Source organism: Oceanobacillus sp. AG (genome assembly GCF_009746545.1).
GTDB lineage: Bacteria > Bacillota > Bacilli > Bacillales > Amphibacillaceae > Oceanobacillus > Oceanobacillus indicireducens.
Genome location: NZ_WOWT01000011.1, coordinates 13,439 through 32,791 on the forward strand (window position 1 = coordinate 13,439; position 19,353 = coordinate 32,791).

21 protein-coding genes are annotated in these 19,353 nt (G+C 41.5%); 7 read left to right on the forward strand and 14 right to left on the reverse strand.

All coding sequences use genetic code 11. The features are described from left to right. Positions 1–133 precede the first annotated feature (133 nt). The 3 genes from GN217_RS07160 to acpS form a co-directional block, all read right to left on the reverse strand. Positions 134–1,144: a LolA family protein gene (locus tag GN217_RS07160; RefSeq protein WP_156855995.1), complete on the reverse strand. Its 1,011-nt coding sequence runs from the start codon at positions 1,142–1,144 to the stop codon at positions 134–136. 48 nt (positions 1,145–1,192) lie between these two features. After that, positions 1,193–2,707 (reverse strand): NAD(P)H-hydrate dehydratase, encoded by a 1,515-nt coding sequence (locus GN217_RS07165; RefSeq protein WP_156855996.1) that lies wholly within the window; start codon positions 2,705–2,707, stop codon positions 1,193–1,195. A gap of 63 nt (positions 2,708–2,770) precedes the next feature. Beyond that, positions 2,771–3,133: a holo-ACP synthase gene (gene acpS / locus GN217_RS07170; RefSeq protein ID WP_156855997.1), complete on the reverse strand. Its 363-nt coding sequence runs from the start codon at positions 3,131–3,133 to the stop codon at positions 2,771–2,773. Positions 3,134–3,254: 121 nt separating this feature from the next. On the opposite strand from acpS, the gene GN217_RS07175 reads away from it, so the two are divergent. The 3 genes from GN217_RS07175 (at position 3,255) to GN217_RS07185 (ending at position 6,006) form a co-directional block, all read left to right on the forward strand. Further along, positions 3,255–4,028, forward strand: coding sequence for a rhomboid family intramembrane serine protease (locus GN217_RS07175; protein ID WP_156855998.1), 774 nt, complete (start codon positions 3,255–3,257; stop codon positions 4,026–4,028). 87 nt (positions 4,029–4,115) lie between these two features. Continuing rightward, positions 4,116–4,595 (forward strand): PH domain-containing protein, encoded by a 480-nt coding sequence (locus GN217_RS07180; protein WP_156855999.1) that lies wholly within the window; start codon positions 4,116–4,118, stop codon positions 4,593–4,595. Continuing rightward, on the forward strand, positions 4,585–6,006 hold the full coding sequence (locus tag GN217_RS07185; RefSeq protein ID WP_198042607.1) for a PH domain-containing protein: 1,422 nt from the start codon (positions 4,585–4,587) through the stop codon (positions 6,004–6,006). The genes GN217_RS07180 and GN217_RS07185 overlap by 11 nt, the downstream gene beginning before the upstream one ends. Positions 6,007–6,065: 59 nt before the next feature. Here the strand turns inward: GN217_RS07185 and cshA are convergent, their stop codons facing one another. Then, a complete protein-coding gene (gene cshA, locus GN217_RS07190; RefSeq protein WP_156856001.1) occupies positions 6,066–7,499 on the reverse strand; it encodes a degradosome RNA helicase CshA in 1,434 nt (477 codons plus the stop codon). A gap of 499 nt (positions 7,500–7,998) precedes the next feature. On the opposite strand from cshA, the gene GN217_RS07195 reads away from it, so the two are divergent. Then, entirely contained in the window at positions 7,999–8,907 is a 909-nt protein-coding gene (locus tag GN217_RS07195) for a DMT family transporter (protein WP_156856002.1), read from the forward strand. Between the two features lie 20 nt (positions 8,908–8,927). Then, positions 8,928–9,791: a DegV family protein gene (locus GN217_RS07200; protein WP_156856003.1), complete on the forward strand. Its 864-nt coding sequence runs from the start codon at positions 8,928–8,930 to the stop codon at positions 9,789–9,791. 130 nt (positions 9,792–9,921) lie between these two features. Here GN217_RS07200 and GN217_RS07205 read toward each other — a convergent pair whose 3' ends face one another. The 7 genes from GN217_RS07205 to GN217_RS07235 all read right to left on the reverse strand — a co-directional run bounded on the left by GN217_RS07205 (position 9,922) and on the right by GN217_RS07235 (position 14,936). Beyond that, positions 9,922–10,614, reverse strand: a complete 693-nt coding sequence (locus GN217_RS07205) for an alpha/beta hydrolase (RefSeq protein ID WP_156856115.1) — start codon at positions 10,612–10,614, stop codon at positions 9,922–9,924. Positions 10,615–10,685: 71 nt separating this feature from the next. Then, positions 10,686–11,045 (reverse strand): YppG family protein, encoded by a 360-nt coding sequence (locus GN217_RS07210; RefSeq protein WP_198042608.1) that lies wholly within the window; start codon positions 11,043–11,045, stop codon positions 10,686–10,688. A gap of 84 nt (positions 11,046–11,129) precedes the next feature. Next, complete coding sequence (locus GN217_RS07215; protein ID WP_156856005.1) at positions 11,130–11,381, reverse strand: glutaredoxin family protein; 252 nt, start codon at positions 11,379–11,381, stop codon at positions 11,130–11,132. 246 nt (positions 11,382–11,627) lie between these two features. After that, positions 11,628–12,365 (reverse strand): PepSY domain-containing protein, encoded by a 738-nt coding sequence (locus tag GN217_RS07220; RefSeq protein WP_156856006.1) that lies wholly within the window; start codon positions 12,363–12,365, stop codon positions 11,628–11,630. A 25-nt stretch (positions 12,366–12,390) separates the two neighbouring features. Beyond that, on the reverse strand, positions 12,391–12,774 hold the full coding sequence (locus tag GN217_RS07225) for a PepSY domain-containing protein (protein ID WP_198042609.1): 384 nt from the start codon (positions 12,772–12,774) through the stop codon (positions 12,391–12,393). Positions 12,775–12,882: 108 nt separating this feature from the next. Next, positions 12,883–14,247: a sensor histidine kinase gene (locus GN217_RS07230; protein ID WP_156856008.1), complete on the reverse strand. Its 1,365-nt coding sequence runs from the start codon at positions 14,245–14,247 to the stop codon at positions 12,883–12,885. Then, positions 14,244–14,936 (reverse strand): response regulator transcription factor, encoded by a 693-nt coding sequence (locus tag GN217_RS07235; protein ID WP_156856009.1) that lies wholly within the window; start codon positions 14,934–14,936, stop codon positions 14,244–14,246. Before GN217_RS07235 ends, GN217_RS07230 begins: the two co-directional genes overlap by 4 nt. A gap of 101 nt (positions 14,937–15,037) precedes the next feature. On the opposite strand from GN217_RS07235, the gene GN217_RS07240 reads away from it, so the two are divergent. Further along, entirely contained in the window at positions 15,038–15,667 is a 630-nt protein-coding gene (locus GN217_RS07240; RefSeq protein WP_156856010.1) for a VOC family protein, read from the forward strand. Between the two features lie 278 nt (positions 15,668–15,945). On the opposite strand, the gene GN217_RS07245 is transcribed toward GN217_RS07240, so the two are convergent. The 3 genes from GN217_RS07245 to GN217_RS07255 all read right to left on the reverse strand — a co-directional run bounded on the left by GN217_RS07245 (position 15,946) and on the right by GN217_RS07255 (position 18,426). Further along, the gene (locus GN217_RS07245) at positions 15,946–16,266 is read right to left on the reverse strand and encodes a thioredoxin family protein (RefSeq protein WP_156856011.1); all 321 of its coding nucleotides are present in this window, start codon (positions 16,264–16,266) and stop codon (positions 15,946–15,948) included. Between the two features lie 48 nt (positions 16,267–16,314). Further along, entirely contained in the window at positions 16,315–17,127 is an 813-nt protein-coding gene (locus GN217_RS07250) for a DUF368 domain-containing protein (protein WP_156856012.1), read from the reverse strand. Between the two features lie 111 nt (positions 17,128–17,238). Then, the gene (locus GN217_RS07255; protein WP_156856013.1) at positions 17,239–18,426 is read right to left on the reverse strand and encodes a CapA family protein; all 1,188 of its coding nucleotides are present in this window, start codon (positions 18,424–18,426) and stop codon (positions 17,239–17,241) included. Between the two features lie 319 nt (positions 18,427–18,745). Between GN217_RS07255 and GN217_RS07260 the strand changes: the two genes are divergently transcribed. Then, on the forward strand, positions 18,746–18,979 hold the full coding sequence (locus GN217_RS07260) for a hypothetical protein (protein ID WP_232334360.1): 234 nt from the start codon (positions 18,746–18,748) through the stop codon (positions 18,977–18,979). The last annotated feature ends 374 nt before the right edge of the window (positions 18,980–19,353 follow it).

Genomic DNA, 19,353 nt, shown 5'->3' on the forward strand with positions numbered 1-19,353 from the left:
CTAGCTATAGATTTCGCTAATTATGAATGTTGGGCATGGAAGCGGTGTATTTTGCAAAAATATTCCCTTAAGATGAGTAACAGTTTGTCTTACTGTATCAATCTTAAGGGGATTATTCAAGTGCATTTGGGATTCATTTTATTTCTTGGCCTTGGACGGACTGGGCAACTTCAATTAATTCTTCTTTCGTTAGACTGTCACTTGCCAATGTGTAATCAATGCCTTCATGATTCCAATGGAGTGTGTCGTCCGTCAATGCCCCGATTGTAAAACCGAGATTCACAATTTCCCCATTTACTGCTTCAGGTGTCATTAGTGTTGGAACGTCGGTACGCATCTCCTGAACGAGGGTGAAATCCTTCTCACCGCCATACGTCAAAATGACTCGTTTTCCGTTATCGAGCTCCATTTCTTTCCGGTCAACTGCTTCTGCACCGGCTGTATAAAGCGGATGAAGTACGGTAAAGACTTCCTCTTCATTACTACTGAATGTCGGAGCGTCACTGTTTGTTTCCATATTTTTCTCCATGGCAAAATCATCGGACTCAAAGCTTACTGCTGTATCAAATGCATGAAACTGGACTTCTACGACTGCTTTATCATCGACGTCCAATACTTGCACTGCAGTTGGATAGAATGTTTTCTTGTCAAAAAGAATCTGCTGGTACGGCAAGTTCGTATTGTTTTGGTAATTTGTTTTTGTCTTAAACGCATAATGGGTTTCTGTTGCTTCAAAGCTTGCTTCCTCGTCATCTAATATGTCTTTGACGAGCGAGTGGTAAAGGTAAGGCTGGCTGCTGTTTTCCGGCCATTCCGATTGGAATTTGAAACTTCTTTCAAGGGCTGGAGTTAACACAAACACTCCGTCTTCATTTTTCAATATGATTTGACTACCCTTGTCATCTTCCTGAGAACCGAGCTTCACGCGATAATAATCCTCTTTCTGATGCCAAATATCAATCGTAAACCGCTGTTCTTCCTGTCCTGTCTTCATCGTCATTTCTGCTTCTGCTTTATAACCATCCATTTCCTCCAACGTGTCGGACAGTTTTTCGACAACATCTTCCTCCGATTTCTCTCCACATGCTGAAAGGATGACAATACTGATGACGATGAGGAATATTCCAAGATAGCGCTTCTTCATACACATATCTCCCTTGTCTCAATTAACAAAGGGAACAAATCACGTTTATCAGGAAATCATACGATATACTTCACGAATCCAGGCGATGATATCTGTCGCCGTTAGATCATAGACACTATGCTTATGCTGTACTGCTAAATCAGCACTCGTACCATGAAGGTGACAAGCATTGCAGATGGCGGAAAAAATGGTTTGGTTTTGTAAAATCATGGCGAGCATTATCCCTGTGAGTACGTCACCGCTACCGCCTTTTGCAAGACCGGGATTTCCGGTTGCATCAACCACCTGCTTACCGTCCGGGCTCGTAATAATGGTGTACTTCCCTTTTAACACGACATAGACTCCGTAGTCCTCTGCGAAGTCTTTCGCATGCTGAAAAGGGGATGTTAACGTTTCTTCTATCCGCAGCTCGAGAAGCCTGGCCATTTCTCCAGCGTGAGGCGTTACAATTGTCACAGCATCTCTCGACTTCAGTATGGGGAGTAAATTGCTTAAATGATATAATCCGTCGGCATCAACCAAAACAGGACAAGTCGCTGCCTTTAGCACCTGCTTTATTAGCTCCTCCCCCTGCTTACTACGGCCCATTCCGACACCGGCAGCGATTGCGTCATACGCTGATACATCCAAGTGATTATCCCAGACTAACAGCCCGTCTTCTTCCTTCAATATCTTAAACATCGCTTCTGGTATCCGGGAAGCGATAATTGGGATAATTTCCTGCAACGTTCCTGCAGTCACTAAGCCTGCCCCTGCGACAAGCGCTGCCTCCGTAGCCATAGTAATCGCTCCTGGCATCCTTGCACTCCCACCAATGATAAAACCCTTACCATGGTCTCCTTTATGTGCGTACGCCCGTCTCCTTGGAAGGGTTGCTTGGAACTGATCGCTACCGTATAAGCGGCGGGTCGTATATTTCTCCATCGTCCGCTTGGAGAAGCCAATCTCAACGACTTTCCATTCCCCGTAATAGCTGGCCGTGTCAGGTAAAACCGCAGTCATTTTCATAGCTCCGACAATAAACGTGTAATCCGCTTGTACAGCCACAGTAAATGGCACTCCTTCATCAGCCGGTAACCCGGACGGAATATCAACAGAAACGACCCGGGCATCAGATTCGTTTATCCGTTTGATCACGTCTTGATACGGCTCACGCAGCGCACCCTTCTTCCCGATTCCAAGTAAAGAGTCAATAATAACGTCTGAGTTTTTGATGATTTCTTCTACACCGTGGTCTATGAGAGAAAATATTTTCCCATTGCTGTTCAAATAAATTTTCTTATGCAGCAAGGCATCTCCTTGAATCAACTCATCAGGAACCACTTGGAAAACCCGTACATTATAATCATGTTCCATCAAATACCTTGCAATGACAAAACCGTCTCCACCATTATTTCCTGCTCCAACGAATACTGTTATCCGCTCTGTTCGCTCAAAAAGAGAGATGATGTTGCGAAATATCTCCCTTCCGGCATTTTCCATAAGCACGTGCCCCGGCAAACCAATTTCCTTCATCGTATGCCTGTCGATATCGTACATTTCCTTCGCGGTGACTATAAACATGAAGTCCCCTCCTGCCCGCATTAAAATACTATGAGACAACCACTCCGTTTATGCAGATTCTCTTTACCCATTCTTTTGAACAACGACTTGTGCTACGGCATATTCCTTACTATGGCTGATTGATAATAGAAAAACATACCCTTCATAGCCCTGCACCATAAGTTGTGGCGCCCCGCTCTCATCATGGATTATTTCCATGTGCCGGAAGCTCAATTTCCCGATCCCAGTCCCGAGCGCTTTTGCACATGCCTCTTTTGCCGCAAATCTTCCAGCTAAATATTCTATCTGGCGTCTCCGGTTGGCAAATTGTTTATATATTGTCAACTCCGAATCAGTCAACACCCGTGCCGCAAGTCGGTCTCCCTTTTTAAGGCTTGACTCTATTCGGCCTAGTTCAATAATATCTATTCCAATTCCTTTAATCATTGGCTTTTGCCTTCTCTCCTTGAATGATAATAGCTAATGTTGGTCATAACTCGTATTATTAATTATTATAATAGTACCTGAACATTATAGGAAACTAAACTTATTTAGGAGGCTTCTTCTATTGTTTATACGGAACGAAAGAAGTTTAAAAGAATTTATAAATCTTTACCCCGTCGTCTCGACCCTTGTTATAATTCACATCGTCCTTTGGTTAGTGATGGAATTTTTTCAGTCTGGGATCGGTTGGATTGTTTATGTATTTGGAGTTGGCAATAACTTATCCGTTGCAATGGGCGAATATTGGCGCTTAGTTACCCCAATCTTCCTCCACCGAGAATTGACACATGTGTTATTCAATTCCTTTGCCCTCGTCATCTTTGGGCCAGCGCTTGAGTTGATGCTTGGAAAATTCAAATTCATCCTTGCTTATTTAGCCGCTGGGGTTATTGCAAATATAGCGACGTTTTTAATTGAACCTTTACAATACACACATTTAGGTGCTTCTGGAGCGATCTACGGATTATTTGGTATGTATATATTCATGGTTGCTTTCCGCAAGCATCTCATTGACCAAGGTAGTTCGCAAATGATCAAAACTATTTTCATCATCGGAGTACTTATGTCCTTCGTCGGAACGCGAATTAATATCGTCGCTCACTTAGCAGGCTTTGCTGGAGGATTCGCGATAGCACCACTCTTTTTGAAAAACATCCGCCCTTTCTCGCCGTGGCATGCTTATCAGCGCAGCTATCCAGATGATGACCGGGAGATACAATTTAATCCGAATCGTTGGAATAAAAAAAGAGTAATACCTGAAAGCATCCGTAAAAACTGGCTCTGGATTATCATCGGTATTCTTGCTGTCATTGGATTTTTCAGCAGATTTTCCAACTGAATTTAACTTAACTTCCTTCTTCTTTTGAAACTTAATTAGCACCTAATCGTATTACTAGTAACCATCGTAATGGAAGGATGTTGCACAATGAGACAACCACCGAAGCATGCAATCGACCCGCGGGCAGTCGACGTTTGGAAAATCAGCGCCGCCATTTACCTTGGCATACTTTGGCTGATTCTTCTTACGTCGGTAGTCTTTGCGATTCTCTGGGCTTGGTCGTTCATTTATATAACCGGAGCAATAATTATAACTGTTTTATTAAGTTACATTTTCATTTTCTTATTTCCTAAACTTAGGTATCGGCGCTGGCGCTATGAGATCTTTGAACAGGAAATTTATATCCAGCACGGAATTTTCATCCGTACGCGAACATTAATCCCGATGATACGGGTACAACACGTCGATACAGAACAAGGCCCGATTATGAAGAGATTTCATGTTGCGAGTGTGTCGATTTCCACCGCAGCGACAACGCACATCATCCCTGCTTTGTCAGAAGAAAATGCTTCTGATTTGCGGGACCGGATTTCACAACTTGCAAGGGTGGACGAAGATGATGTTTGAGGAAAGACGCCTACACCCTGCAGCCATTATTTTTAACATATTAAAAGTAATCAAAGAATTATTTTTCTCGCTGCTAATCGTTTTAGTCGCTGGAAACTTTCTCATATTTTCTATTGCACTTGGGGCATTTAGTATACTCGCTTCGGTTTATGGCATTCTCTCGTGGTACCGTTTTTCTTATTATGTTACCGATGATGAGCTATGGATTGAGTACGGTATATTTAAACGAACGAAACGGTCTATTGCGAAAAACCGGATCCAATCGATTGATTTAACCGAAAGTGTGATTCATCGTATATTCAAACTGACCCGGGTCCAAATTGAAACAGCAAGTGGCGGAGAGAAGGCAGAAGCTGCCCTTTCAGCTGTTTCGCTTAAAGATGCGAAAGAACTCCGGGAAGTGTTAAAAAATAGCGGAAAAGCAGGTACCTTAGTTCTTGAAGAAATGTATCTTGCACAGAAAGAAATTTCCTTTTCCCGCTTGCTCCTAGCCGGAATCACTTCCGGTGGTCTTGGCATTATTATCGGTTTCATCGTCGTTGGGCTCTCGGAATTTGACGAACTCATACCTGAAATGGTGTATAACTACACCTATGAGTGGTTGGTAACTGCAAGTATTATATTCATTGTTCTTATTATTCTTGGTGTTCTTGCCATCATTTGGCTATTAAGTATTCTCTGGACACTCCTTCGCTACGGGAAATTCACTATCAGAAGAACGGAGGATGAATTATTCATTACGCGGGGATTGCTTGAAAGAAAGCAATTGACAATTCCCTTGCACCGGATTCAGGCGATTGGTATTGAAGAAAACATCTTACGTCAGCCATTCGGTTACGCATTTATTTTTGCAGAAATTGCCGGCGGAAATACAGATGGGAAATTAGCGGATTCAACGATCCTATTCCCATTGCTGCATAAACGAGAAATCGCCGCCTTTCTTGATGAATTTGCTCCAGACTTCAGCTGGCAGGAAGAAGAAGTCGAATGGACGAAGCCACCACCCGCTGCATTACCGTATTACTATGTTCGTTCAAGTGTATTATTCTTACTGGCCAGTATCGCCGTCTTTATCTTTTTCCGGTCGTTTGCTTGGATTCCGATTGCTTTGTTCGCGCTCTCTCTAGGCTTGGGCTGGCTTTCTTATAAGGATGCGGGCTTTTACCTTAAAGGGAACAGGTTGTTACTCCGATACCGACACGTGAAGCGCACTACCGTACTCATTCAGCAAAAACGAATACAAGCCTTCGAGAAAAAGAATCATGCACTCGAAAGAAAATGGAGCCTCGCCTCCATGAAAATATCTATTCTGAGCAACACCGGCGGCAAACACTATCACGTGAAAAATTTAGAAGAAGAAAAAGTTAACCAACTGGGGGACAGAATTGCTTATCGAAATAAATTGGAATAAACGCTAGTATCTAAAAAACGGTTTGGAGTTATAGTGCTCCAAACCGTTTTTATTCTTAGTTAGTCTCTTTTACGACGTTTTTGGAAATTACCTTTACGGTTACGTCCACCGTAGAAGCGTTTGTTTTTCGAGCGATGTCCGCCTTTGCCTTTTGAATGGAGTGCTTTTTTCACACTCACTGGTGCAACCGAAGAAATCCGGACTGGTGTGTCTCTTCTTTCTTTCGTCAACAGGCTAATTGCCGCTGCAATAACGGTTACCGAATCGTGATCTTCCAACAGGTCCTTCGCAGCTTCTTGATATGTCGTTAAATCACGCTTATCAATTGTTTTCTGGATTCTTTCGATTGTAAGTTGCTGTTGTCCACGTCTAGCATCTTGAATCGTCGGTGGTGCGAGACGCTTCATCTTACTCTTCGTCGTCTTTTCAATTAAATGTAAATGTGCCATTTCTCTTGGCGTTACAAAGGAGATCGCTTCACCTGTTTTACCCGCGCGCCCTGTACGCCCGATACGGTGTACATAACTCTCCGGATCTTGCGGGATATCAAAGTTATAAACGTGAGTCACGCCGGAAATATCTAATCCACGTGCAGCTACGTCTGTTGCAACTAGCACGTCGACACGGCCGTTTTTAAACTTGTTCAATACAGACATCCGCTTTCCTTGAGTCAAGTCGCCATGAATCCCTTCAGCACGATAGCCTCTAGCCTGTAAACCTTCCGTAATTTCATCGACCCGCTTCTTCGTTCTTGCAAACACGATTGCAAGCTCTGGAGAATGAATATCGACATGGTTGTTCAACGTATCGAACTTGAATTTCTCCGGTATTTCAATGAAGTACTGATCAATATTTTCAACCGTCATTTCTTTCGCTTTAATTTTTACTTCTTTCGGTTGCTTCATCAATGTTGTTGCGATATCGCGAATTTCCTTTGGCATCGTAGCGGAGAATAGCAACGTTTGACGTTCTTCTGGAATGCCTTTTAAGATATCACGAATATCATCGATGAACCCCATGTTCAGCATTTCATCCGCTTCATCCAGAACTGCAACTCGTACTTGATCCGTCCGAATAGTTCTTCTCCGCATATGGTCAAGCAATCTTCCTGGTGTTGCCACGACGATTTGCGGGCCATCTTTCAGTGCACGAATTTGCCTGTCCATATGTTGACCACCATATATTGCCAATGCACGAATGCCGACAAATCTTGCAATGCGATTGATTTCCTCTGCGACCTGGATAGCCAATTCCCGCGTCGGAGCTACAACTAACCCCTGTATCTTGCGAAGTTTAGTGTCGATTCTTTCAATCATCGGAATACCGAACGCAGCGGTTTTCCCTGTACCTGTCTGAGCTTGACCGATTACGTCATTGCCCGCTTTCGCAAGAGGAATGGTCTCCGTTTGGATTGGCGTTGCTTCTTCAAAGCCCATTCTTTCCAAAGCTTTCATAATCGGGGCCGCGATATTTAATTCATTAAATTTTGCCACTTAATGTCTACTCCTTCTGTAAAAAATATTTAGTTATAAGAGGCCACTAGTCCTTTACTTCAGATTTATAAATCCTATCTATACATATACCCATTGCCATTATCAGATATGCACGGTTAAAACGTACAAGGGTTTATCATTCAACCGGGAAAAGATTTATCACGTACCAATTATTGTTTCTCTAAAAGAACAATTAGGCTTCCCTTCCATCTTCGGGGCCTCAAATTACTGTTTGTCTTATGATACCACATCTTTGTCACCATTTTCCACAATGCTCCGTCATAAATACTTATTTAATATATAGTGATCTAAATTAGACTTTGCATTTACGCTGAATGAAAACAACATTATGGATTACAGATTATCTTTCAAACGGCGTGAAATAAATGAATTTTTCCATGAATCATGGTAATATAAGATGATAATATATTGAAAATAGAGGGGCGTAATGGACCTAGTCATCCCCTCTGGAAAAGGTGTCAATTAAAGGAGTTTTTCTATGCGTCTTCCTGCATTTAATCCGAAAGCAGCTCTCTTTATTGGAGTAACTGCTGTATCCACTTCTGCTATACTCGTTCGACTTGCTGAAGATGCACCTGCAGCTATGACTGCTTTCTATCGTTTATTCTTCGCCGTTATCATGATGGCGCCATTTATATTGATCAACTACCGACATGAATTCAAACAAATCTCTAAAAGAAACTGGATACTTTCTATACTAGCAGGCATATTTCTCGCCGCGCATTTTATTTTTTGGTTTGAATCATTAAGTCATACATCCGTTGCAAGTTCCGTTGTGTTTGTTTCCATCCAACCGGTCTTTGCCTTCCTCGGGACTTATTTATTGTTTCAGGAACGCTTTTCCTATGGTGCCATCATCAGTATGATCATTACACTATTTGGAAGTCTGATTATCGGTTGGGGGGATTTCCAACTCGGAGGAAACGAACTACTCGGTGATGTGCTCGCCATTTTAGGAGCAATAGGTATCACAGGATATTTTCTGATTGGACAATCTGCAAGGAAGAGCTTGTCTCTAATGACGTATACATTCATCGTATATGGGGTTGCTTCCGTCACTTTATTTATATACAACCTTGGCTTACAGCACTCATTCACCGGTTATAGTGCAACGAACTGGTATGCATTCCTTGCACTTGCCATCATTCCAACATTCTTCGGCCATTCAATTTTCAACTGGTGCTTACGCTGGTTAAGTACAACAACAGTGTCCATGGCCGGATTATTGGAGCCCGTTGGAGCTGCCCTTTTAGCATATATTTTCTTAAATGAAGCTATTACTTGGTCTCAATTTTTAGGTGGAACGATCGTTATCTTCGGCTTGTATTTATTCATCATCAGCACATCGAAAAAAACGCGCGTCACCATTTCTCAAAGGAAAAAATAATCAGTTAGGCGGTAATCAGGATGAGAATTCAACTAATGACAGACGGTGGAGCAGACATTCCACAACAGTTAATCGAACAAATGCAATTAGAAATTGTCCCTCTTTATTTAAATTTCAGCGATGGCGAATATAAAACTGGTCATTCATTGAAGCTTGCGGATTTCCATCAGAAGGTAAAGAAGCTTAATGAAGTTCCACTTTCCGCTGCACCAAGCCCGAACGACTTTTACGAAGCTTATAAAAAGGTGCCGCAAGATAAGCCGATTATTATGCTGAGCCTTTCCAAGGAATTAAGTAGTACGTATCAAAATGCGGTCACCGCTAAAAACATGCTTGAAAAAGAAGAACCAGCGCGTAAAATCGCTGTCATCAATACGAAAACAGCTTCAGGCGGAATTGCCCTTTTGCTTCATGATTTATACAATAAAATTCAAACAGGATATACATTTGAACAAGTTGTACAGCATACGGAAGAACGAGTTGGAGATACGATTACTTTATTTGTCCTCCAGACGTTAGATAACCTTGTCCGCGGTGGCCGGATTTCAAAGGTAACCGGTAAGATTGCAAAGACGCTCAGCATTAAATTGCTTATGCGTGGTAGTGAACAAGGAGAAATAGAAGTAACAGAACGCATACGTGGAGAAAAACGTGCAGTGAACCGGTTTATCCAACAAATCGGAGAGTATACGAAAAATGCGGAAAATAAGAGCTTATTCATGACCCACTGCAACAGTGAATCCCGGGCAACAAAACTATTGAACGAAATAAAAGAAAAATATTCCTTTAAAGAAACGTTCCTAACAGACACCGGTCCCATCATCGCAACTCACGGCGGAGATGGCGCTATCGTAATAGCTTTCTTTAAAGACAGAAAAAAATAACAATAGCGCAAGCACCCTGGGCTCAGAGCGGACGTGGCTAGTCCTAGAAACTGAGTTATCACAGCATTTTTATTTTATACTTTCTTACTGTAAAATAAACCGGATGGACGTAATTTTGTATCCATCCGGTTTATTTTTTCTTTTCAAGAAAGTCATGGACCATCAGATTGATCGTATCCTTATCCTCACCTAAACAAAGCAGATGTCTCGATTGATCCAAGAGCACAATCTCCTTGTGCTCCGAATCAATCTCCTTATCCAAATAGTAAGCTGTCTTATAAGGTACCATCCCATCAAGTTGGCCGTGCGCAATCAATACAGGGGTCTCGACTTCTTTCAAAAATCGTCTCGTGAAATTAATAAGCTTTACAAATTCGATATTCGCTTTTATCGGCACTTGACCAAATTTCCGCTTATAATGATTGTACATTTGATTGTTTTCCAATCCGCCCTTCAACCCATCACGGATTACTTCCTGAACATCCGTTCCAATCTGTTTGAAATCCAAATACTTCCCCGCGGTTGCCAGTAATACTAATTTTTTTACCTTATACTTCGCCGCTAGATAAGCAGCAATCATCCCACCCATCGAAAAGCCGATTAAATAAATTTCATCATATTTCTCCGATAGCTGCTGCAAAGCTTCCTCTGCCGCAGAAATCCAATCCTTGTAAGTGATGTCCTCTAAGTGTAGTTCAATCCCATGTCCTGGCAATGTCGGCAGTTCAACATGCCAATCCGTATGTTCACGCAAATATTTCGCTAACGGGCCAAGCTCATAAGGACCACCTGTAAATCCGTGAATCAATAAACATCCTATCATCCGCATCCCCTCGTTCTAACCATTCCTTTCTTTTATTATCTGCTCATCGACCCCTATTTATCCGACCTAACTTATCTGAACGTCCTGATCAAGGAGCTTAACTGTCTCACAATCGGAGAAACTTGATGATATGTGCTCGCTAACTGATTAATGGTTGTCATCGTTTTACTAAAGTCCACTTGTCCATTTGCATCGGTAAAAGCACGAAGAAGGCCGGCTTGCGTCTGTTCCGACGACGGATTGCCATACGCTTCCTGACTTTGGCTTTGACTTTGACTCATCAAATTAAGTGGTTGTGGCGGTTTTGCATAGCGTTCATAAGGTGTTATATGTGATATAGGTGTATAGGGAGAGTTTGGTATATTGTGTGGTTGCTGGCGAGCAAATGGTGGTGTGTTTCGATTAGCGTACAGATACGGATGCCGCCTCATTCTATCGTCCATTTGGAACACCTCTTTATCCAAACATTGATTCATACTATAAATTATGCAGCTAGGGGAGCTTTTGTTATTCGTTTAGTTTTCGACTTTCCTAAGCGTGTGGTGTATCCGTTCTTTTTGAAAACCTAATATCGAATGTTTCTCCCCTTTTACAAACATTGCTGGTGTACCGTAAACCCCTTTCTTCTGCATTTCTGTCATATAATCCCTATTCTGGGTTACATTTTTTATTTTGTAAGTAACGTCGTACTTTTTGACGAGATTTACTACTTTTGTGCAATACTGATTATTGTCACTCACATAAATGATTACATCATAGTTGTCCATCTAAAATTCCTCCAAAAAACTTCCCTTATTTCTTTCTTTTTTATACCTTTTTGATACCCGATTAAATATAAAATGAAACTTCATTCAGTGGGGTTTCTTATCTCCCACACTGAATGTTAGTTGAACAGAAAATATTTCGCTTAAAACTCATCAAATAAACAATAGTCAACGCCTATACGTTGCATAAAAGGGTAACAAAAAACACGGTACTAAGTTGCTGCACCGTGCTTTTCTTCTTTTTTGCAATTAATCATCTAAATCTATATCAACAACGAGCACTTCTCCTGTGTAGGCATCGATTTCGATTTCTGCCTCTCCTTCGGGGCTCTCAATTTCGATTTCATATATTAAGCGACCATCTTCTCTATCCAAATCTATATCATCCACCACACCGGAGAACTGTTTTAATGCAATTTCAATTGCTTTTTCTTGACTGATTGTTGATTTCCGCTCATCGGATTGCTTCTTGGAATCATCATTGGGACCTTTTTTTGCTTCGTTATCTTCTTTTTTCGCTTCTTCTGCATCCTCTTGTTTTGGTGCAGTTACCGTTTTACGCTCGGTCTCTTTTGTATCTTCAGTTGCTTTTTCTTTCATTTCCAAGTCTGTTTCTTTTTTATTTGTAGCTGATGCTTCTCTCTTATCTCCATTTTCCTTCTGCTTATCCGTAGTCATATCTTTCTTTTCATCTGCTTTAGCTAGCCATTTTTCTTCCAGCTTTAATACCTCACCTGAGTTCCCGTCAATTACTAATTCATATCCTTGCCCGTCGATGACAATTTCCACTTCATAGATAGGATTTGTCTCTTGTTCATCTAACTTAAGTGCAGTGATTTCCCCGGGATATTGGGCCTCCACTTTTTCCGTAACTTCTTTCTCGGTTAGGTCAGGTCCGGCTGAAACCGATAAATTTTGACTGAAAATAAGCCCTAATACAGTTGCAATCGCCATAGCTCCAATTGCCATTAGCAATTTTTTATTCATTATGACCCCCTCCTAGCTTAGCTAATTAGTCATCCCAACGGTCATCATCTTGTTCGATTTCCACCTCGATAATCTCACCTGTCATTGCATCAAGTTCGATTTCTGCTTCATGCGTACCATCTCTTAATTCAACCTCATAAATCAATCCGCCGTCATCCTTGTCGAGTTCAATTTCCGTCACTTTACCTTCGAATTCGGTTAAAGCAATTTGCTTTACTTCTTCAATCGAAAGCACACCTGCAAATGGATCCTGGTTTTCCCCTGTTTTTTCCTTCGTTTCTTGTACTTCTTCCGTTTCACTCGCTGCAACAATCGGCTCTGTCGGTGCAGCATTCGATTGATAAGCAGTAAAACCAATGACCAATGCTATCGCCAATGCTCCAATTCCATATCCTAATTTTTTATTCATTTTATTTCCTCCTTTGATCTCTGCTTTTATCATAGCTCGGGCAGATAATAGGAGGATGTGAGGAAGATTAGAAAATGCTGAGAAATGAATCTTTACGGAAAGTAAACGTTATTTTTCATCGGGCCCTTCTTTCATAACCGGTAAAACCATTGTAAAAGTCGAGCCCTCCCCTAGGGTACTGTCCACAGTTAGCTTTCCTTGATGGTCTTCGGCAATTTCCCTAGCGATAGACAGGCCGAGCCCACTGCCACCGGTCCCTCTGCTTCTTGCTTTATCGACCCGGTAAAACCGCTCGAATATCCGTTCCTGATCTTCTGGAGCTATTCCACTTCCATAATCTTTCACAGAATAAATCACGTCACCATTATAAGTAAATAGACTTACTGTAATTTTATCTTCACTGTATTTCAAGGCATTTTCAATTAAAATATAAATAATTTGTTCGAGCTGCCCAGCATTCCCTAAAACATGTATCGTTTCGGTATTTTTATGAAATTCGATTTCCCTATTATAAGCCTGCTTGAAAGTTGTAATCGAATGCTCGATCAGTTGAACAAGTTCGACACGTTCGTGGACAACATTTTCTTTATTTTTCGCCAAAGATAAAAGTTGCTCCACAAGCCGTTTCATCCGGTCGGCTTCCGAATCAATTACTTCAATTGATTCGTCCAGTAGTTCGGGGTTGTCCTTCCCTCTTCTTGCAAGCAGCTGGGCGTAACTCTTCACAATCTGTATCGGAGTTTTCAATTCATGGGAAGCGTTGGATACAAAGTCTTCCTGTCTTTCGTAGTTATCCTTTAGCTGATCAATCATTTCGTTGAAGGTAACTTCCATTTCATAGAGCTCATCCTTGGAACGGTCTCTGTGATCGATCTTCTCCCATTTCCGTTCCTTAATGTTCGTTTTCATCGTCCGTGTCAGTTCTTCAATAGGATTGAGAAGGAAACGGCTCAGGATATTACTACCGATAACCGTCGGGATGAGGATAACGAGTGATACGATGATAAGTACGTAAAATAAAATTCGCATCGTATTCGTAAGAGCCACTAAATTGTCAGACATCTGCAGCGTGACAACACTCCCATCATGCCAAATGATCGGCTTAGTTACAACAGCGACATGGACACCGCGCTCTGGCCGTTCAATTTCATGAGTCTCCGCAGTCTGGAACGCACCTTCCAATGTCCGATAAGCCTCTCCTTTACGTTTAAATTCTATTGCCCGCTGGTCACTCGAGAACACCTTCACCATCCCATTTGCCGGTAGAAAAGCATTGATTACTTCACTCGCCTCTTCCCCGCTCGTCGTCTGTGAGAGATGCTCGATCAGAACATCAGTCTGCAAGGATAGTTCCGTTAATTGGCCATCCGTTGCATTTTTATAAAAGAGAAAATAGATGAATGTATTGACAAGGATGAGCATACTTAGAATGAGAACACTGGAAAACAAGCGGATTTTCGTCCTTAATTTCATTGTTCAAGGTCCTTTATCGTATAGCCTACCCCGCGCACTGTTTGAATAACCGCGGCCTCAAAACCTTTATCCACTTTTTGCCGCAAGTAGCGGATATAGACGTCGACAACATTTGTATCACCGTAATAATCGAACCCCCAAACTTGTTCAATCAGCTGCTCCCTTGTCAGGACAATGTTTTTATTTTGCAATAAACAGACGAGCAGATCGAATTCCCTTGGTGTAAGATCGATTTGCACTTCGCCTCTTGAAACTTCTCGGGCGCTCGCATTCACTCTCAAATCAGCAACAGTAAGGTCCTCGTTATTCTCCTTCTTCGCTTTCGGCCGGCGTAAAAGAACGCGGATCCGCGCTAATAATTCCTCAATTTGGAAAGGCTTCGTAATATAATCATCCGCCCCAAGGTCGAGCCCACTTACCTTATCATGGATTTCATCCCTTGCTGTAAGTAGAACGATTGGTGTTTCCTCATCGAAACGACGGACTCTCCGCAACACTTCAAGACCGCTTAATTCAGGAATCATAATATCTAACAAGACAAGATCCCAGTTCTCTTCTTCTATAAGTCGCAACGCATCTTTTCCATTATCTGCGACACCTGTTTCATAATTTTCATATTCGAGTTCGAGTTGCAGCACTCGGCTTAATTTTTGTTCATCTTCAATAATCAGGATTTTAGGTTTTGCCATATTCACACCTGCCAATTTTAAGATTAATTACTTTCTATTATACGCATAAATGCTTATCATGACGATAAGCAGAAGTTTTCATTTTACAAAGGAGGATTAGCATGCTAGCAATTGATCATCTGGTAATCGTTTCAAAGAATCCCGAAAAGGATGCCCAGCAGTTTGTTGAACAGCATCATGCAATCGCTATTGAAGGTGGAAAACATGAGAAATGGGGAACGTACAACTTCCTTGCTCACTTCCAAAATGACAGTTATATCGAATGGCTCGGAATTTTCGATGAGGAACTTGCTAGGAAAAGCAATCTCCCATTAGTGAGAAATGCAGTTGATTTCCTCGATCAAGGAAGGACCGGGCTCCTTACCTTTGCTTTACGGACGAGTAATCTAGATGCCCAGCTGACCTATTTTAAAGAAAATCAGATCCCGTATAGTGGTCCGTATCCAGGAATGCGGAAGAAGATTGACGGTTCAACTCTATCTTGGAAAATGCTTTTTCCCGAAAACGCGGAGAATTTGCCATTTCTAATTGAATGGGGCGCAACAGAGAACAAGCCAGACGACGCTGCGAAAATTAATCCGCGTAATTTGAATGAGATCACAATCCCAACTGATCCATTCAAGTACGAGGATGTCTTTCAGCTGAAAGTGCGTGACGATACAATCCAATTGGAGAATGGAAGACTTCTATTTACAAACGAGGAGCAGTTTAATTTTAATTTATGTGAATAAAGAGAAGAAATCGTAATAAAGAAGCTTGCAATCAACTCAATTGTTAATCGCAAGCTTCTTTAATAAATGATAAGAAAGTATAAAATAAAAATGCTTAATAACTTAGGTATCCGGGGCTAGCCACGTCCGGCTCCAGCGCCCAGCAACTAGCAAACTTCACACTCCTCCAATCGATAAGTCAACATCAACTCACTGCCGTTCGTTGTGTTTCCTTTATCTCATTCCGGAGTGCTCCAGTTTGTACGTTGCTTAACGGGCGCTTCCGCCTTTGTTTAATATTACCCTAATTGTTGTTGTAAAAATTCCGTTACTTCTTCTGGAGTCTTCGTATAAGCACTGTGCTGATGCGCTAGTTTTTCCCCATTTTGGAAAATTAGTACGCTCGGAATTCCCATTACTTCATACTTTTCAGCAATTCCTTCTATCTCATCAATATTCACTTCGTACCAGTTATAATTGTTGAACTCATCCATTACCTGGCCCGAGAACATATCAAAGCGTCTGCAATCCGGGCACCAATTAGCGAAGAACTTAATAATGACCGGCTCCGCACTTTGTATAACTTCATCAAATCTGGCTTGCGTTGTGATTAGTTCCATCTGAATTCTCCTTTTATACCCTCTTTAAATTATTTTCTTATATTGTAACTATTTATACTCTATTCGTCCAAGGATATACGCTGTTAAAAGCCCTGTGAAAAATGTAAGAACACTAACAAAGAACATACCAACCGTTTGTGGTATTCCCGGGAAAACGACGAAAACTGAACCTGCAACAAGTCCTATTGCGGCGGCAAATGTAATAGTGAAATAGTTTCGTAAAAAATAGCCGACAATTCTGCTCATGATGACAAAGCCGATCGCAATCCCAAGTCCAGTCACAATGATGATATCAAATTTTAAATTACTGACGGCAGCAATGATTGTCGGATATACACCAAGAACAAGAAACAAGAATGAGCCACTTATCCCTGGAAGAATCATTGCCGAGCTGCCGATTATACCTGAAACAAATAGATATGCATATGTTTTCGGGGTAATATTCGTAATAATTTCCCCTTCTCCAACATTCATAAGCCCTATTGTAGCAATAATGATAACACCGACCAGCATCACACCGATATGCTGCAGACGAAATGAATTCTTCGCATCAGCTTTATAAAATAAATAAGGCAGGACGCCAAGGATCAGTCCGAGGAAGAAAAATAATGTCGGCATCGGATGGTGGATAAACAACCATTCGATCACTTTCGCAAACACGAACAACGCTGCTACCATGCCAATCCCAAGCGGAATGAGAAATCCTAAATGCTTCTTCCAGTCCTTACTAAAAAAGCCGTTAATTGCTTCAATCAACCGCTCATAAATTCCAAGTAAAAGTGCAATGGTACCGCTACTGATTCCCGGGACGACCTCTGTAGCACCCATCAATATCCCTCGATATATATTTTTCCATTCCATGCGATGAATCTCCTTAACGTATGTAAATTTAAATACATTTTACATCATACCAAAAAAGACTTGGCATGCCTATCTTAAGTGTGACCTTTCTTGGAACAGGCCACACTTCCCTTACTTTTCTTCTATGAATCTAAGCTCTGGCATCCACTGAGACATATGCATTTTTATTTCTTCATAATGCCGATCTGCTTCTTTCAATTCCTTATTTGTTAAGGAATACATCGGTACAACCTCATAGTCTTCGAAGTCCTCATGGAATGTGACATACGTCGGCAAGAGAGTGGGTGAATGAATTTCAATACTCTCCTTTTCCTTATAAGTTGTCTTCGTCACGGTAAAGGTAAACATCCCGCCAATCCGCTTATATAACCCCTGTTGATTCGAAAGGAAATTACCTAGACTATAAATGACGAGCGTTTCGTTTCCATCTTTTCCTTCCACCCATGCAGCCGGCTGTAAAACATGTGGATGATGGCCGATGACTGCATGGACACCATGGTCAGCCGCAAATTGGACGAGCTCCTTCTGTTCTTCATTTGGCATCCGCTCATATTCATTTCCAAAATGCAGGTTTAAAACGATAATATCTGCTTCAGCTTCCGCCTCGGCGATATCTTCTGCCATCTGCTCTTGATCGATGAGATTGACCAGATAAGGCTTATCCTCTGGTACTGGAATTCCATTTGTCCCGTACGTATAATTGAGGAATGCAACGGAAATCCCCTCATCCGTTTCGATTACACGCACCTTTTTTCGATCTGCTTCGTCCTTATAGGCACCAACATACATCATATCAAGATTTTCCCAATGGTTAATTGCTTGCTGAATCGCTTTTTCCCCGCGGTCTAGTGTATGATTATTTGCCAGCATGACGACATCGACCCCGGCGTCCTTCAACGCATTACCAATCTCTTTCGGGCTATTAAATGCCGGATAGGTGGATAACCCAAGTTCTACCCCGCCGATCATCGACTCTTGGTTTGCCGTCGTAATCGTCGCCTCACTTAAATAAGCTTCCACCTTTTCAAGCATCGGGGAAAAATTAAATGTGCTCCCTGTCCAAGCATCGACATAGACTGGTTCATGTAATAATACATCTCCAATAGAAGAAATCGTAATCTCTTCCACAATCACACCTGGGATTGTCTCTTTGAATATCAACTCGCTTTCCATTCCGGTTACCGTTTTCCCTGTACCTGTAACTTTTATCGTCATATTACATGCGCTAAGCAAACTAACCAGACATAGAATGAGTCCAACGATCATACAATCTTTTATTCTCAAACTTCTTTTCTCCATTCATTTTTTATCACGCATTAACGGTCTGTAATACCCCCACCTCTAAAGAACAAGAGGGAAGCCCCACATGTGAAGGTGGGGATATACAGTCCGTAAATCCCTGATTCGGTTCAATTAACATTCAGTGAGGAAGGTAAGGATACCCCTTCTGAATGAAGTTTCACTTTATTAAGCATATGACTGAACAACTATTATTTTACTGCTTATAGGCTATTTGCTCAATAGAAGGGAGGAAAATAAAATATCAATAAATTTTAGCTTCATAATGATAAACTGGATGGAATTGGATATAGTATAATAAGAGGAGACATTTCGGTTTATGATGTGCGGATTATTAACAAAGGGATTATTTAATGGGGGAATCGTGGTGAAACGATATTTATCTGGAATTTTAATTGTAGCAAGTGTTCTCATCATTATTATTGGCAATATGTTGGACCGATACTGGAGCGGCATTGCAGCATGGGGAGTTGCCATCATCTTACTTGTTTTCGCCGCCTATTTTACAAAACACATCCCGAATGATAAAAAGAAAAAGCCGAAAGAGCGGTGAAGGGATGCTGGGTGAAGTAGTTTTAATCCTGTTAAAAATTCATCCTTTAAAATAGGGTGGTTTTTTTATGCCCGGAAGATAGAAAACGGTGGAGTTGGAATAGGGAGTTAGAGGAGCCCCGAGTTCACAGAGGATCTGCTCAGGTTCATAGATAAAAAGCTCTGAGTTCACGGGAGAATAGTTCATGTTAACAATGAAAATGCTCTAATTCACAATTGGGTATGCAGTGCAGTCTCTAAAACTCCAGTAAATTCTGAAGTTAATAAAAGAATCGAAGTTCCAAATAAATCTCTGAAGTTCACGAGGAAATTCCAGAATTTCACAATATACTGGGTTACTTGCTCTGACCCTCGTGTGCCTGCTCTTAAACTGGG